Annotated in this window: 13 protein-coding genes and 3 pseudogenes; 7 read left to right on the top strand and 9 right to left on the bottom strand. The window is 50.0% G+C overall.

Annotated elements, in window-relative coordinates:
* Positions 1–431 precede the first annotated feature (431 nt).
* Entirely contained in the window at positions 432–1,643 is a 1,212-nt protein-coding gene (locus HKD21_RS13755) for an MFS transporter (protein ID WP_194256179.1), read from the bottom strand.
* A 133-nt stretch (positions 1,644–1,776) separates the two neighbouring features.
* Here HKD21_RS13755 and HKD21_RS14600 point away from each other — a divergent pair, with 133 nt between their 5' ends.
* A complete protein-coding gene (locus tag HKD21_RS14600) occupies positions 1,777–2,499 on the top strand; it encodes an AraC family transcriptional regulator (RefSeq protein WP_194256178.1) in 723 nt (240 codons plus the stop codon).
* A 495-nt stretch (positions 2,500–2,994) separates the two neighbouring features.
* Here the strand turns inward: HKD21_RS14600 and HKD21_RS13745 are convergent, their stop codons facing one another.
* Positions 2,995–4,029, bottom strand: a complete 1,035-nt coding sequence (locus HKD21_RS13745) for a glycosyltransferase family protein (RefSeq protein ID WP_194256177.1) — start codon at positions 4,027–4,029, stop codon at positions 2,995–2,997.
* On the bottom strand, positions 4,026–6,212 hold the full coding sequence (locus HKD21_RS13740; protein WP_194256176.1) for a glycosyltransferase family protein: 2,187 nt from the start codon (positions 6,210–6,212) through the stop codon (positions 4,026–4,028). The genes HKD21_RS13745 and HKD21_RS13740 overlap by 4 nt, the downstream gene beginning before the upstream one ends.
* A 93-nt stretch (positions 6,213–6,305) precedes the next feature.
* Between HKD21_RS13740 and HKD21_RS13735 the strand changes: the two genes are divergently transcribed.
* The gene (locus tag HKD21_RS13735) at positions 6,306–7,715 is read left to right on the top strand and encodes an FkbM family methyltransferase (RefSeq protein WP_194256175.1); all 1,410 of its coding nucleotides are present in this window, start codon (positions 6,306–6,308) and stop codon (positions 7,713–7,715) included.
* 229 nt (positions 7,716–7,944) lie between these two features.
* Positions 7,945–8,485 (top strand): annotated as a pseudogene (locus HKD21_RS13730) (IS5 family transposase); the annotation flags it as partial.
* Between the two features lie 10 nt (positions 8,486–8,495).
* On the opposite strand, the pseudogene HKD21_RS13725 reads toward HKD21_RS13730, so the two are convergent.
* Positions 8,496–9,257: pseudogene (locus HKD21_RS13725) on the bottom strand (IS5 family transposase).
* A gap of 224 nt (positions 9,258–9,481) precedes the next feature.
* Here HKD21_RS13725 and HKD21_RS13720 point away from each other — a divergent pair.
* Entirely contained in the window at positions 9,482–11,062 is a 1,581-nt protein-coding gene (locus tag HKD21_RS13720) for a type I restriction-modification system subunit M (RefSeq protein WP_228121509.1), read from the top strand.
* A complete protein-coding gene (locus HKD21_RS13715; protein ID WP_194256174.1) occupies positions 11,040–11,222 on the top strand; it encodes a hypothetical protein in 183 nt (60 codons plus the stop codon). Before HKD21_RS13720 ends, HKD21_RS13715 begins: the two co-directional genes overlap by 23 nt.
* Before the next feature lie 136 nt (positions 11,223–11,358).
* On the opposite strand, the gene HKD21_RS13710 is transcribed toward HKD21_RS13715, so the two are convergent.
* The 4 genes and pseudogenes from HKD21_RS13710 to HKD21_RS13700 form a co-directional block, all read right to left on the bottom strand.
* Positions 11,359–12,642, bottom strand: coding sequence for a tyrosine-type recombinase/integrase (locus HKD21_RS13710; protein WP_228121508.1), 1,284 nt, complete (start codon positions 12,640–12,642; stop codon positions 11,359–11,361).
* 22 nt (positions 12,643–12,664) lie between these two features.
* Positions 12,665–12,829 carry a hypothetical protein gene (locus tag HKD21_RS13705; protein WP_194256173.1) on the bottom strand — a complete coding sequence of 55 codons (165 nt, stop codon included), beginning with the start codon at positions 12,827–12,829 and terminating at the stop codon, positions 12,665–12,667.
* Positions 12,830–12,841: 12 nt separating this feature from the next.
* A pseudogene (locus HKD21_RS14670) lies at positions 12,842–13,009 on the bottom strand (DUF6538 domain-containing protein); the annotation flags it as partial.
* A gap of 221 nt (positions 13,010–13,230) precedes the next feature.
* On the bottom strand, positions 13,231–13,785 hold the full coding sequence (locus HKD21_RS13700) for a recombinase family protein (protein ID WP_194256172.1): 555 nt from the start codon (positions 13,783–13,785) through the stop codon (positions 13,231–13,233).
* Between the two features lie 293 nt (positions 13,786–14,078).
* Between HKD21_RS13700 and HKD21_RS14435 the strand changes: the two genes are divergently transcribed.
* On the top strand, positions 14,079–14,258 hold the full coding sequence (locus HKD21_RS14435) for a ParA family protein (protein WP_228121507.1): 180 nt from the start codon (positions 14,079–14,081) through the stop codon (positions 14,256–14,258).
* A gap of 127 nt (positions 14,259–14,385) precedes the next feature.
* On the top strand, positions 14,386–15,126 hold the full coding sequence (locus tag HKD21_RS13695) for a ParA family protein (RefSeq protein ID WP_228121506.1): 741 nt from the start codon (positions 14,386–14,388) through the stop codon (positions 15,124–15,126).
* Between the two features lie 116 nt (positions 15,127–15,242).
* On the opposite strand, the gene HKD21_RS13690 is transcribed toward HKD21_RS13695, so the two are convergent.
* The coding region (locus HKD21_RS13690) for a recombinase family protein (protein ID WP_194256171.1) at positions 15,243–15,699 on the bottom strand (457 nt) is incomplete at its 5' end.

The raw sequence follows: 15,699 nt of genomic DNA, 5'->3' as shown, positions 1-15,699 counted from the left end.
CTTCAGGATCCCTATGATCTGCTCTTCCGTAAAGCGACTGCGCTTCATTCGTCCGTATCCTTCTCGATCGGACTCTACTTTAAAATGGTGACATTTCCGGGGAGCACGTCAACTGCAATAGTCTGTGCTGGCACAGTGCACCTCTAAAATAGGGTCCAAACAAGGCGTTTTATAATCACTGAAGCGCCATGAGGATCTTTATCCGAATGACGGATGGTCTGATTTCTGGAAGGGCAGAATCTCAGACCATCATGATTGATGCGAACCATCTTGAGGCATATCGTACAGCTTCGAGCCTGCCGCTAAATGCATGGGATATAAACCGCCTGATTAGCGTTGCTAAACACTGGATGCGTGTCGCATCACCTCCCGAATGGTAGTTGGTTCTCTGCACTATCACCGGTAATTTTTCTACTTTTTAAATCCAGTCTTCAAAGAGTAATATTGGAGCGTTCGGATTTATTGCCTAACGGCGCTACGAGGGTAAAAATCAAAACGACGAACATGAGAGCAGCCAGAACGCCAAACGATGCTGGTAATGTAATAAGACTGGACATATGGCCGACGACCGAGGGGCCTAAAAACACACCCAGATAACCAAGCGTACTCACCGCAGCAATGGCATGTCCTCCCGGCATCATCTTCTGTGTCGCGGCAAGGGTGAAAAGAACAGGAACTAGGTTAGCTGCTCCGGCACCAGCAATCAGGAAGCCGCAGATTGTTTCCCAGCCAGCAGGGCCTATTGCAATAATCGCTACACCAACCGTCGTAATGAAGGAGGAAGACGCTAACATGATGCGGTTTCCTACCCTGACAACCAGGCCATCGCTGACAAGGCGTGCTACTGTCATTGCGATTGCAAATGCGGAATATCCTATACCTGCATAATCTTTAGTTATTCCTCTGGTTTCCGTCAGAAGAATTGCTCCCCAGTCAAGCGCCGCTCCTTCCACCAAAAAGGTTATCAGAGCCATAATGCCGATTAGAACGACAATGCCATGGGGCATTATAAACAAAGGCTCCGATACTACATTCTTTTTGACGGGTAAAAATCGACGGACAGAAATAAGAATTGTCATAAGAACGATGAAGCTTCCGACCGAAGCAGAAATAATACTACCAAAATTGAGAGATAGAGCGAGAGTGACCGTACAGGAACCGATTAATCCGCCGATACTGTAAAATCCATGGAATCCAGACATCAAAGGCTGTTTCATATGTGCTTGAACTTCGGTTCCGTGAATATTGGCTCCGACATCTATAGCGCCAATAGACGCTCCGAATAGCAAAAGGGTCACGGCAAGGACAGCATGGTTCGTCGTGGTTGCAAGTATGGGAAGTGCCAGCATGATACCGACTGCGGCAAGGAAGGTGACAGAAGCACTCCCCAGACGTCGTACCAATGCACTAGCAGTTGGCATGCCGAGTACACTGCCTATACCAAGAAAAAGCAGGAGATTGCCAAGTTCGACATCACTGAGTCTCATCCGTTCCCTTGCAAAAGGAACAAGCGGGGCCCAACACGCAAGCCCGAAGCCTGCAATAAAAAATGCGCAACGCGTTGCTATTTTCGCTCCCGTCAGCTGGCTGATATTGGGCTGGTTGCCGATATCTTCGACAGGAGCAGCAGATACTGCGTCCATTTTGTTTGTTCCTTAATTCATAAAGAGCATCAGACTATCGTCCCTTCTCAATGATGTGTTAGCGCTATAAAGCCATAATATGCTTTCAATCTGCCAAAATTCCCCTTCAACTGATACGGCGGAATCTCCCATCGTGGGCGCTATCGAGCACTGGTCTTCTTCGTCTGGGGTAAATTCTCACGCTCATTCTCAGCATCAGCTTCTTTTTGCAATCAAAGGAGTAGCGCATGTTAAGACCAGTAAAGGAAGTTGGATTCTGCCGCCCTCGCGTGCCATTTGGATTCCCGGTGAAACAGAACATGCGTTCCGGGCACCGAGGCCTGTGAAAGTTGCAATTATCTACATTCGTTCAGACATGCCATGTGCCCAAAAATGGTCAGGATGCACTGTTCTGAACGTATCACCGCTTATAAAAGAACTAGTTTTAGTTGGCGCTACCTTGCCACGGACTTATAATATTGATTCTGCCGAAGAACGTCTTTTCCGGGTGCTGTTGGATCAGTTGGCTATTATGCCGCAGATCCCTGTTGAACTACCTGAAATTTCGGATGCACGTATAAAAAATATCTCTGATCTTTTGCGACAGAACCCGGCAGAACGCCGTTCACTGGAAGAACTGGTAAAAATTGCGGGAACATCGATCCGGACGGCAGAGCGCCTCTTCATAGAAGAGACAGGATTAACATTTGGTCAGTGGCGACTGCGCCTGCGCATGGTGATAGCTTTGGAGCTACTGGCAGAGGAAGAGAGTGTCGGTAATATTGCGTTTGCTCTTGGATATGAAAACCCTTCAAGCTTTATCGCGACGTTCAGGAAATTCTTTGGGAAAACACCTGCTCGATTTTACGAACATTAGTTTTCACAGATGTTATTTTATAGAGAACGGATGTTATACTATGGGGAGTGCTTTAAATCACCCTGGGCGTCATTTTCGAAGCCGCCGACGCCTATCTGCTTTGCCTCCGTCGCGTGACTGGATTGTTCGAGAGAGGAGAGCAAAAGTGGTCATCCGAGCGGGTTGTTTTCTTGCCTTGCATTGAGCTGTGGTTCATATTGAAAGCCTCCAAAGGTCGTGCTGCATCAACTTATTACCCCTGTCCGAAAAAGGGGAGGTGCCTTTAAGGGGTATAATTTGCGATTTGCTCCTGACCTTTTGTTGCCGGACGGGTTTTACTTCCTGAATCCCCTACAGTCATTGACGCAACAAGCCCAATTAGAAAGCGTGATCGTTGGGTAGGAGTCAGGAGCGCCATCAACGCATCTATTGATTTTTATAGATGCGATGTAATCATAATTATATGGCAATACTCAAACCTGTTGCAAAGCGAAGAGAGTGGCCTATTCCTATCATTTACAGTTCGTGACTGTGAATGACACACCAGTCCTGGAAACTCCCCGCTCCCGATTGGTAAGGATTGGGAAACGCTATCTGGAGATCCTTCCGGTCTCTGTAGATCAGGCGTTCTGGACGACTGATCTGTGTGCCGTCCTCATAGGTACCATAATACCAATATCTAGGTGGAACCTCGGCAGGCTGGTTCTTTTCGATAGCCTCGCGATACCATCTCAGAAGCTCAAAGAGCGCGATACTTTCACTGCCATACCGCTCCAGCATGACTTCGCCTGCTGTATCTACTTTGGTAAAATGAAAGAAGCGTAGCGGTGCGTTGGCAGCATAGATCTGGCCTTTATTGTCGATCCGGATCGGCCGATGGCTTAGATTCCAGCTCGCCACGTTATATCCCGGATCTCGCAGAATAGCCGAATTTTCAAAAAAAGCTGGAATCAGGTCACACCATTTTTGATCCGTGAAAAGGCCGTTTTCCGGATCGTCTCGGCAGTAGACGAGAAGTCTGTCGCGCCACCACCGCGCAATACGCTGCCCTTCGGCTACATTGGCGATTGCCATGAAACCAAGATTGTAAATCCCGTGTTTGAGCGAGCCGATCTCATTATCGACGATACCCTGAGGATGAATTTCGGGTTCGAGCTGATGAGGCGTTAGAACGACCGGATGCTCTTTCAGAAGGTCCAGAACATGCGTTAGCGGGTTGAAGAGAGCGATATCCGGATCAATATAGACAACGCTGTCCGCGTCTTTTTTCTCCAGGAGACGACATAGCATCTTGCCTTTGACGGCGGTGGAGAGTTCCACAATATTATGCCTGAACATCCAAGCTGGCAGATCCGGAATTCCCAGCTCCGTCACCGGGACGACCTCGTCAAACAGATCCTGATCCTCCCCAGGATCAAATCCCTGAGGAGGAACGTCACACAGGCAAAGACAGAAAACCCAGTCTGGATGATGCCGTCTGATGCTTTTTGCCAGAACCCGGACGCGTCCGAGGTAGGAATAAGTGGCGCTTGTAAAGCAATAGACGGTCATTGTGCATACTCCGGCACGAGATATGCATAGGTACAGGGGCGGATCACGAGGGTTCCTGCCGTCCTTCTGGAGTTTTCCAGCAGAGACTTCACTTTCCCCTTCTCGAACAGGCTCATCAATTCGGTTTCATCCGCAGCCACATGGCCGATCTTTTGCCGTGAGGATTTTAGCAAATCTTCGACATTTCCGCTGCCTTTTGGAGCAATCAGAAACGTACCCGCAGCCAGAGCTTCATAAGCAGTGAAACAGAAGGTTTCTGGGTAAAGAGACCAGTTCACAATGACGTCGATCCTATTGTCGCGAATACATGTCTGCATCGCATTCCGGTCATCATGCGTCACAGTGGCGTGCAGGGATGTGATGTTCACCTCATCCTGTGCGGTGGAACCAAGGTAGAAAAATTCGTATCGGCTGTCGTTCAGGAAATGCGCTGCGAGTTTGCGGTAGATGTCCCATCCTTTATAAAAGACAGGTGTTCCGACGAAGCCGATTTTTAAAGGCTGTGACACAATTGTGTCGAGAGTTACCTGATCAGTAATGAACGCGTGTTCCTGAACCGAGGCCTTCGAGACGGCCAAATTCGTCTTCTTCTGCCAGAACGCCAACGTATAGTGTGAAGGCGCGATAACCTCGGGACGCAGTGCTTCAAACATGGCTTTTATTCTAGGTAGATGCGTTTGTCGCTCTTCACCATAGGCACAGATGCCGCATGCGGGCGATGTCGGAGCGGGAGCATCACAAAAAGCGATATCATTCCTCATCAAGGCGTAAGAAGGGCAGATCGTGAAGAAGTCGTGGAGCCAGAAAAGGCTTTTTTCTGCCTGCATCTCCTGTGCGATCACGGGCACGCATTCCGGCATGACCCCCAGTAGGTGATGAATAATCAGGTTTCGGTGGGCATAATGGCCTTTCTGGACGGCCAGCACCTTCAGGAGTGTATCGACCGTCACACGCCCGATACGCTGATCGTTCAGAGATACGACGAACTCACCGATGTGTAGAGGCGCAAGCGTGGAAAGCGCCCGGGCCGGAAACAGGTGCAGATAGGCCCATCCATGCGATGCGAACGCCGCAGCTTCGTCCCGCACGCAGTTCTGCACACCTCCCGGGACGTTGCGGTAATCATCATGGCTTATGGAAACGATAAGTCCGGTTTTGCGTCCATAGTTCTTGCGGTCCTGAGCCAGAAAGGATGTCAGATACCACTCATCGACAGCCTTGTCCGAGGCTTGGAGTTCCCAGAAGGGTTTCCGGTCTTGAACGGCCTGACAACGGCGGAGCACGGCCCGTTCCATGGCATGCGGCTGAAGACGGCGACGGATTTCCGTGGCCGAGTGGAGGCGGTAATGCAGCAGAGGATTGATCTCTGCTGCGGCGACGTCGGGATTCGCCCATAAATAATAAGCCACGTCAAAGCGCCCGCTGGGGTCCCGTCCTTCTTTCCAGCCTATGGTCATAAAATGGCGGAACAGATCATCGTCCGTTCCTTTGATATCCGGGTTCCGTCGCCGATAGAACCGGACATCAAAATCCTCCGCAACGACCTCCATGCCACTCAGCAGCATTTCTTCATGCAGATCCCGCTTGTCGGGCGCGACCGAAATTTCATGGGCCATTTCGTTCGGTGCGGCAGGGCGTCCCTCTGCACGCCCTGACATCACATAATGCTCAAGCGGATTAAGTTCTGCCGAGCCGACGTCCGGGTTGCTATCCAGATAAAACTGCGTGTCGAAAGCCTCGGAAGGATTGTAACCGCAATGCCAGCCGACCGTCATGAAGTGCGCGAAAGCATCCTCATCAGACCACACACTTCCCGGATAGCGACTGCGATAATAGTCTTCGTCGAAAAGCGCTTTTAGTTGCTCTGCCTGCGTTGTGGAAAGACTCCTTGCTAAGGAGGATGCCGCAGTTGAGGATACGGCAGCAGTAGCTACATGAGACAGGGGACCACGACCTTCGGCCTGCCCTGTTCCCACAAAATGTTCAAGAGGATTCAGATCCGCCTTAACAACGTCAGGATTAGCATGCAGATAGAACTGCGTGTCGAAAGCAGGCGAGGGATTACGCCCCTCTCTCCAGCCGACAGTCATGTAATGTTCGAGAGGGTCAATCCCGGCGTCCCGAACATCCGGATAGGTTTCCAGATACCAGCAGGCATCAAACATGTCTGTAAGAAGAGGCAACTGGTGTCCGATCTATGAGTTGGAAGGGCAGGGAGTAGCTGACAGGCCTGCCTGAATATGTATATTTAACATCTAACCGAATCAAGAATTCATATGACCAGAACCCTGTTTTCCCAAACCACCGATACCGACACCCGTTACGGGAAATTAAAGGTTCCTGATCTTAAACATGATCTCATCGGACGTTTTCTTGATTATTATGGTGAGTGGGCCTTTAATGAAGTCAGGTTCTGTGCGTCTCTTCTTAAAGATGGCGCACGAGTTCTTGATATTGGAGCCTTCATTGGGACGTTCAGTCTGGGAGTCGCCTCACTGCGACGCCTGAACAGCCTATGCGTCGTGGAAGGTAACCCAGAACTCATTCCTTTTCTGAACGCTAATATCTCCGGTGCTGCTCATAGCCCGGACATATCTTGCATAAATGCCATTGTTGCTCCTCGGGGTTACGAGGTTCATGGTCATTATGGTCAGGAGGAAAATCTCGGCTCCACATCCTTCGTTTATGACGAAACTACGGTGGATGTGCCGGACGACGTTTCGATGAAGGCCACACTTACCCTGACCGAACTACGGGAACAAAATGGCCCCTTCGATCTTATCAAGATCGACGCGGAAGGCATGGAATATGCCATTCTCAAGGATGACAAGGAGTTTGTGGCTACCGGAAATTCCCTGATCTGGATCGAATGCAACGAAGAGATTTCATCGCTTGACTGCGCTGATTTACTGCTCGGACTCGGACTCACGTTGCATTATTTTGCCTTTCCAGCTCATAATTTTGAAAATTATCGTTCTCAGATCGAGCCGTTGCTTCCTTGGGCTTATGAAGCAGGTCTTTTGGCCAGTCGTCAGCAGATTATTCCTGAATTGGATAGCCTACTGACCCACAATCTCTGCATCCTGAAGAAAATCACCAGTCGTGAGGATCTACGGCGCGTATTATGGGAAACGCCACGATGGACGCCGTCGGGATGGCCAATGACATATTCGTCGGTCAAACTCGCTGCCCTTGCGAGCCGACAAGTAAGAAATCAATCTTATGAAATATTTCTAGATGACAAGGGAGCGTCTGATAGAGTGGCCCCTGAGGAAGATCTTTCTGAAAATCAAAGTCTAAAAAATCGCTTATACGTAGCGGAAGAAGCGTTGGAATTCGCCAGAAAGCTTGCGTTTGAACGTCTGGATCAGATTCAGAAAGCAGAAGTCCATGTCCAACATCTGGATGCGGCTTTAAACGATGCCAGAGAAATGCTGCAAGTCTCTCGTCAGTCAGAAGATCATATCAGGCAGCAACTAGAACAAACGCAGGGCGGCTTAAACCAGGCACAGAAACTTGCTTATGAACGCTTGAACGCTTTGGAATTAGCAGAAGTCAGACACGAGAAGTCAGTACAGACGGAACTTGCTTTGCGGAAACGTCTAGAACAAACTGAAATCGGTTTGGCAGAAGCACAAAAGCTGGCATTTGAACGTTTGGAAGCTTTGAAACACTCAGAAGAATAAACTGCAGGAGAATAGAAAAATACTGGCAGCTGGATAGGTTGAAGCACCATCAACTGAAATTCCTGTGACATAATTTTTATCTCCACAGGTAGATCCTGATAGTTCTGGATGATTATTTTTATTATTTGTCTGGGAGAAGCGAAGGTACTACTCAGCTCTATGTGTTTAGGCTCAGGACCCATTGATTTGATTACGGAAATCTGATTCAGGCTCTGCGAGGAAACTGGAGGTGAGCGACCTGTTTTGGCTGACGGACGAACAGATGGGCCGTTTGCGCCCGTTCTTTCCCAAGAGCCACGGTAGACCCCGTGTTGATGACCGTCGCGTGTTGAGCGGGATTATTTTTGTGAACCGGCAATGGTAGGTATGCGCTGGCGTGATGCACCCCGGGAATACGGTCCACACAAGACGCTCTACAACCGCTGGGGCGACATGGGTATTTTCATGCGAATGATGGATGGCTTATCTGCTGCAAGTGTCGCGCCCCGGACCATCATGATTGATGCGACGTATTTCAAGGCGCACCGCACGGCTTCGAGCCTGCGGCTAAAAAAGGGGATCCAGGCTGCCTGATCGGTCGCACCAAAGGCGGTATGAATACCAAGCTGCATGCGATCACGGATCAGAACGGACGACCGCTGAGCTTCTTCATGACGGCGAGACAGGTCAGCGATTATACCGGTGCCGCTGCTTTGTTGGACAGTCTTCCTATGGTACAGTGGATGCTGGCGGACTGGGGTTATGATGCTGACTGGTTTCGGGATGCCTTAGGCTCAGGGCTCATTCCTTGAGCCAGAAGATGAAGCTTGCTGCGATATGGATTGCGGACCTGAAGGTATGAGGCATCGGTCATATCGGGTCGCCACACGTCGCCAATCCTTCAGCTTTGCGAACATGTTTTCGATGAGGTGACGTTTCTTATACAGATGCCAGTCGTAAGATGGCTTTGATGTCCTGTTCTTCTTTAGCGGAATACAGGCGGTGATGTTCCGGTCTGCGAGAGACTGTCTGATTTTATTGCTGTCGTATCCCCGATCTCCGATGACTTCCTCTGTCTCATCCGGCAGGTCCGCCAGCAGAACATCAGCGCCTTTGAAATTACTGACCTGTCCAGCAGTCAGATGAAGGCGGACAGGGCGTCCCTGTCCATCGCACATGGCATGAAGTTTTGAGTTCAGGCCGCCTTTTGTTCGTCCGATATGACGGGGAAAGCCCCTTTTTGAGCAGGGACGCTGATGTCCGGTGCGCCTTGAGATGTGTTGCATCGATCATCAGGCGCTTCGAACGGCCAGCCTGTTCTGTCAGCGCGACAAAAATCCGGTTAAAGACACCCAGGCGGCTCCAGCGGATGAAGCGATTGTATAAGGTCTTGTGCGGACCATACGCTTTCGGGGCATCCTTCCACTGAAGGCCGTTGCGGATCACATAAACGATCCCGCTCAGAACGCGCCGGTCATCCACGCGAGGCACTCCGTGCGCCAGAGGGAAAAACGGCTCAATCCGCTCCATCTGCCTCTCAGATAGCAAAAATATCTCACTCACAGCATCACCTCCATCGGTAAGCCTGTGAATCACGGAACACCGTTCAATTCAATGAATTAACAGGTCCTGAGTCTAGGTTCGAGCCAAGCCGTGATCTCTCCAAGCATGGCAAACATCGCCGATTGTTTCAGATTGTGGCAAGTCTGGTGCCTCTATCGTTGACGTGCCTCACGTCGCTGCGTTCTTACATCTTCTCTACCCCGCGTGTTTACAGGCACTGACTTATGAACCACCAAGAGCTTTCCTCATTTATTTGGTGCGTCGCGGACCTGCTCCGTGGGGATTATAAGCAGTCTGAATACGGGCGGGTTATTCTACCCTTCACAGTGTTGCGCCGTTTGGACTGTGTCTTAGAGAAGACTAAATCAGCTGTTGTCGACGAGTTCAAACTCCGAACCGCTGCTGGCATGAGCGATCCTTCACACTTTTTGCTCCGCAAGTCAGGTCGGTCTTTCTACAATACCTCTTCGCTCGATCTTGAAAAACTTGTGGGCGACCAAGACCACATTCGGCAAAATTTGCTTGCTTACATTGAAGCTTTTTCACCAGAAGCGAGCGATATTTTTACACGGTTTGATTTTGCCGCTCAGATCGAGCGATTGGCCAAAGCCGACCTCCTGTATCTGGTGACGGAGAAATTCACCAAAATCGACTTACATCCTGACGTCGTCGATAACGCTCAGATGGGACTGGTCTTTGAGGAACTGATCCGAAAATTTGCGGAAATCTCAAACGAAACAGCCGGTGAGCACTTCACCCCGCGTGAGGTCATTTGTCTCATGGTCAACCTGATCTTCATTGAAGATGATGACGTTCTGACATCTGGCAAAGCGGTCGTCTGCACGGTTTACGATCCTACCGCAGGCACGGGCGGCATGCTGTCTGAAGCGGGGGAATTTCTCCATGAACATAACCCGGCTGCTCGTCTTACAATGTTTGGGCAAGAGTTAAGTGATGAGTCTTACGCCATCTGTAAGGCGGATATGCTCATCAAGGGCCAGAATGTCACCAATATCGTGGCAGGAAATACCCTGTCTGAAGATGGGCATGGCGGGCAGAAATTTGACTACATGCTCTCTAACCCGCCCTTTGGTGTAGAATGGAAGAAGGTCCAGAAGATCGTTACCACGGAGCATGTGGATAAAGGCTTTGATGGTCGCTTGGGGCCAGGTCTTCCTCGTGTGTCTGATGGGTCTATGCTGTTGCTCATGCATCTTCTCAGCAAGATGCGACCGGCACAGGACGGCGGAAGCCGCTTCGGGATTGTTCTGAACGGTTCGCCCTTGTTCACAGGCGGCGCTGGCTCTGGAGAGTCCGAGATCCGTCGCTATATTCTGGAGAATGATCTGGTCGAGGCGATTATCGGCCTCCCAACAGATATGTTCTACAATACTGGCATTGCGACCTATGTGTGGGTTCTCTCCAACAAAAAACCGGCACAGCGCAAGGGATTTGTGCAACTCATCGATGCTTCTAGCTTCTGGCAGAAGATGCGCAAGAGCCTTGGCAGCAAGCGCAAGGAAATGAGCGAGGAGCATATTGCGACTGTCACCAATTTGTTCGGGCATTTTGTTGAGGCCCAGCAGGCGACGGTTCTCGATGCTGAGGGTAAAGAGATCAGCCGTTCCATCTTGCGTGATGGTGAGATTGCACCGGAGGCCCCAACGGGAGGTAAGGTAAGGCTGGCCCCTATTTCTCGCATCTTCCGCAACGAGGATTTTGGCTACACGACTATCACAGTTGAGCGTCCGCTTCGTGATGAGCAGGGTAAGATGGTGCTCGGTGTCAAAGGAAAGCATCATTGAAGATTTTGACATCACTGAAAGCATGAACGTGGTTGAACTCGAAACCTTCATGGAAAAGATGTCTGAAAGTGACCGAGTAGAATGTGAACCTAACGCCCTAACGGAAACGCCTAAAGCTGACCATCAGGCTGAGATTATATCTGAAGCCAAAGAAGCTTGATTTGTACTATCCGGGGGCATCTTTTCGCAATTATAAACTGCCTCCTATTTTTCCTGATTGAACCGCCCTCGAAATGGCGAACATGTCCGCTTTCACAAGGACGTGGACCGACCGCTTCCCCCCCCCATAGCCGCCGTCAGCTCTCCGGAATGTCCAACTGGAATGTTGGGAATTCTAGCGCTTCGATAACGCTTTTCAGGTTCTGCACATCAATGGAACTGGTGTAGTTCATGGTCCCTTGACTGCGATGGGAGGCTTCGTGTCCCAGCACCTTGTCAATCCATAGTTCTCGGAAGCTCGCATTCTGATTCCGGAGCTTCGTGGAGACCGTGTGCCGGAAGCTGTGGAATGTAATTTCCGCCGGAAGGTCGAGCTTGGTTTTGAGTTTTGAGAACGCTTGCCCAAAAGCAGCGCCTCTGACGCCTTCGCTTGATGTCGGGAGGTCTGGGAAGAGAAAGTGCTGGTCGGGCTTTAAAAAACTCATGATGCCCGCTTTGATAAGCTGGGAGTGAATGGGAACCAGCCTCGTTCCTGCTGCCGACTTAGGAGACCATCCATCTTCCGGATGTGGACGAACATGGAAGCACGCTATGCCCTGTACGTTCTCGATGTCTTGACCGCGCAGATTGCAGATTTCGCCCAGTCGCAAGCCCGTATAGAGAGCGACGTTGACCATCCCCGCGTACGTTCGACGGGAAATGCCGCGATGCTCCCACTGGTCCGGTGTGAGCAGGGCTAGTTCTTCATCGGTCCAGCAGCGTCGTTCTGTCTTTTTCGTTGTGTTGAAAGACCATTGCGACCACGGGTTCCTGGCAACGATTTCGCGTTGAACCAACATGGACCAGAGAGACGATAGCCGGGAGAAGTGGTTCTTCACGGTCTTGCCGCTGACTGTTTCCAGCCCTTGCTCTTTGGCCGCTTCTACGGCTTTTCGAATGGGTAAACGGTTTTTGGATTTTCCATGTGTCGCAGGGAGCCCGAGGAGTAAATCATGAAAGTCTCCAGCCGTTGTGCCTGATACCTGATTAACGGACAGGTCTCCGAAAGCCTCGATGAACAGGCCGAGCGTAGTTTTCGTTCCCTTTATCGTGTCTGCGCTCTTACTGGCATCATTGAGAATAAAGCGTTGAGCCATCGCGCTGATGGTCTGTGCCTTAGCCTTTTTACGGTTCCCTTGAGCCAGAGGCGGCAAGGCTTGAAGCGGTTCGTCTTCTGGTTTCTCCTCAGCAGGGAGGGTAGGCACCGGCGTTAAAGCGCCGCTTGAAGCTTTGATATCGACGACCAGTTCGCGAAGCCCGGCAATCTCATCACGAAGCATCGCCTCGCGAGTCTGCGTAACGGCCGTATTCAGTGCCTGTGTCTGCTTCAAGGCAGCGAGAAAGGCGTCGGTCTGTTCGAAATGCCCTGCGATGACATCCAAAAAAACTATCGACTTGCTCCATTTAAGCTTTTGTCCGAAGGGCCTGCTGGGCCAGTTCAACGCGGTGCTTGGTCTCTTCCTCTTGCAGCCGTACGTTGTGATAGTTTTCCCAGTCTTTCACGAACTGTTCGTAAAAACGGATGATATCGACAGCGGTCAGGGCTTTTCGTGTTGGCTCTGTCGTCATGCGCCGAATCTCCTCAAAGCATTGCCCTGTACGAGAATAAAGCAGAGCGGCTTTCTGTCTTGCGACAAGCTTACTGGAGGTTTTTAGGGGATGCGAGACTTCGCCTCGCTCCAGCCAAGGGCGCAGGTCTAGCGGGACAGAACGCCTGAAATAATATTGCGATCCGACGATTCGCAGCATGCGTCTAACTCTCCCGGAATGGGAAAGACTGTGGGACAAACGCCCATTTTAACGCCGAGGTTCGTTTTTCTCTGTATTTTCAATAGGTTAGTGGTGCGAGCTGCGGGACTCGAACAAGAACTGTCCCGGAGTGACGTACCTAAGTCATTGAAAAATATAACTTCTAGGGCAATATTTTCGAGAGAGTTGTAGAAGGGCTTTGTAAATTAGTCTACCTTTTATTAGGCAGCGGCAATCCTCTGAATTGTCCTTAATCCGACCCCATATTCTTTGGCCAAGGCAGACCCTGTTTCTCCGCCATAACGTCGCTTGATGGCGTCCTGCGCTTGAGAGGAGAGCTTCTGCTTTCTTCCCATCCGCACACCATTTGCCATGGCTCTTTTTCTGCCAGATTGGGTGCGGTCGATAATCAGGGCGCGCTCGAACTCTGCAAAGGAGGCTAGGAGGTTCATGGTAAGGCTTCCCATCATGTCATCCCTGATGGTCCCCACTCCCTCAATGGTGATTGCAATGCCCTGACCTCTCAGGTTCTGGATGACTGTCAGGATATCGAGGGTAGACCTTCCAAGTCGGTCGAGCTTCATCACGACCAGCTCATCCCCGGCCTTAATCTTCTTCAGAAGCTTCCCGAACTGAGGTCTGTCATCTGACCTGATGACGCCTGAAATCTTTTCCTTGAAGATATTCGCTTTTGGAACGCCAAGAGCCAGTAGGGCGTCTTCCTGTTCCTTCAAATCCTGGCCTACTGTGGACACTCTGCAATAACCGTATTTCATATAATTCCCCTTATGATTTTGGCGGGGATTTATGGCGGCTATTTTCTGGCTGTCTTCTGCGGTTCTATAATACCGCCACAAATCTCAATCTGTGGCGTTATTATATCACTTATTTTATTTTGACTTGCACTTATGGTGAAGGAGTTAGATGCTTATAGACTTCCGTGAGTAGAATCTAAAAAAATCTTGAATCCAGTATGTTGAAATTTTATAGGAGTATTGATATTTAATTATATTTATGTAGTGTCACTTCATTAAAGTGCCTGTTGTAAAAATATGTTGGAGATAATAAGTTGACTTCTTATGCTATCTGGAACAATAAGGGTGGTACTGGCAAGAGTACTATAACTTTTCATATTGCTTCTCGTTTTGCGGAAAAAAATCCAAATCGAAAAGTATTGGTTGTCGATATGTGCCCTCAAGCAAACAGTTCAATGCTATTTTTGGGGGGGGGGAATACAGGGCGAGACTAATTTACTTACCTTATGTTCGGCATCTACACCTCAGAGTGTCGTTGGGTATATAAGTGATGCTATAATAAACCGAAATATTCCCAATATAAATTCATATGCTGTTCAAGTTTCTTCGATAAATGAAAAAATGTCGTCCAATCTATACCTTCTCTGTGGTGATGGTAATTTAGAGTTGATGGCTCCAGCAATAAATGATGAAGCTGACCGGACGCCATTCCCTGGCCTGGCAGATCCATGGCAATGGGTGCATCTCATTTTTAGAAGAATGGTAGATGCTTTGGATGGGGATTGGACAGTTTTTTTTGACACAAATCCTTCTTTTGCCATCTATACTGAACTGGCTATTTCTGGTGCAGATAGCCTTTTGGTTCCTATAAATGCGGATGACTCTTCTCGGGTTGCAGTTAAAGCTCTGTTTGCGCTTCTACATGGTACAACGCCTCCTCATCCTTTTTTTGGGAAATATACTTTTGCGGCAAAAGCTGCGAGCCGCGGGATGGTGATCCCTCAAGTTCATCTCGCGATTGGCAATCGGTTCACCCAATTTAAGGGGGCAGCAGCAGCATTTGAGGCTTTCTCAGAAGCAACTACTGACCAACTGTGGTCAGAATATAATGCCCATCCGCAACGTTTCACGCTGCGCGCATCACCTTCTACAAACCGTGTTGATTTTATCAGCGAGTATGTTGGTGAACTCCGCGATTTTAACACTGCCGGTGTTGTAGCTGCGCACCATGGAACACCAATGTCTAAGATGAGGCAGGATTACTATCCTGTACATAACGACCCAGACGTGAAGGTTAATAAAAGTCAATTGGTGGCGGGGTTGACGGCTGTTGACTCTGTGGTTTCAAAAATTATCCCTTAAAAAGAGGAAATGAATTATCACTCCCGTCCCAAAAACACCTGATTTGGGAATAGGGTGATTTTGCATGGCTGAGAGTCCGGTTCTGCAATTCTGGTACAGGGATTGCGGGACGGATTTCAGGAGTTCATCGCCCGCCAGGCCGTCATCTTGGAGACGTGCAAGAGTTTCGCCACTTCTCGTGCAGACAGCCCTTGAGCTTTGAGACGACGCGCCTGAGCGATGTCCGCTTCTGTCAGGGTCGGCTTTCTCCCGAGGCGGATGCCCTTTGCCTTGGCGGTCTCCAGACCTGACAGCACGCGTTCGCGGATGATGTTGCGTTCAAACTCCGCAAATCCTGCCAGAAGCAGCAGGAACAGCTTTCCGCCAGCGCCTGCCGTATCAATCCCCAGATTGAGAATCCTGACAGAAATCTCCCGTTTTTTCAGCACGTCGATGAGGGTCAGGACATCCAGAGCATTACGCCCCAGACGGTCGAGCTTGACCACCGTCAGTGTGTCCCCGGCCTGAAGCCGTCTGACCAGTTTCTTCAGGACCGGACGCGATTTCCACGCGGTCGCTCCTGACACTGTTTCC

Origin of the sequence: Gluconobacter cerevisiae, from assembly GCF_015244675.1 — a bacterium.
Classification (GTDB): Bacteria; Pseudomonadota; Alphaproteobacteria; order Acetobacterales; family Acetobacteraceae; genus Gluconobacter; species Gluconobacter cerevisiae.
Note: the sequence above shows the minus strand (reverse complement) of the source record. Positions and strands in the feature narration are given on the sequence as shown.

What these genes read in the sequence shown, in the direction of transcription:
- HKD21_RS13755 (WP_194256179.1), bottom strand. Translation starts at nt 1,643, where the DNA reads ATGGACGCAGTATCTGCTGCTCCTGTCGAAGATATCGGCAACCAGCCC.
- HKD21_RS13745 (WP_194256177.1), bottom strand. Translation starts at nt 4,029, where the DNA reads ATGACCGTCTATTGCTTTACAAGCGCCACTTATTCCTACCTCGGACGC.
- HKD21_RS13735 (WP_194256175.1), top strand. Translation starts at nt 6,306, where the DNA reads ATGACCAGAACCCTGTTTTCCCAAACCACCGATACCGACACCCGTTAC.
- HKD21_RS13720 (WP_228121509.1), top strand. Translation starts at nt 9,482, where the DNA reads ATGAACCACCAAGAGCTTTCCTCATTTATTTGGTGCGTCGCGGACCTG.
- HKD21_RS13705 (WP_194256173.1), bottom strand. Translation starts at nt 12,829, where the DNA reads ATGACGACAGAGCCAACACGAAAAGCCCTGACCGCTGTCGATATCATC.
- HKD21_RS13700 (WP_194256172.1), bottom strand. Translation starts at nt 13,785, where the DNA reads ATGAAATACGGTTATTGCAGAGTGTCCACAGTAGGCCAGGATTTGAAG.
- HKD21_RS13695 (WP_228121506.1), top strand. Translation starts at nt 14,386, where the DNA reads ATGTCGTCCAATCTATACCTTCTCTGTGGTGATGGTAATTTAGAGTTG.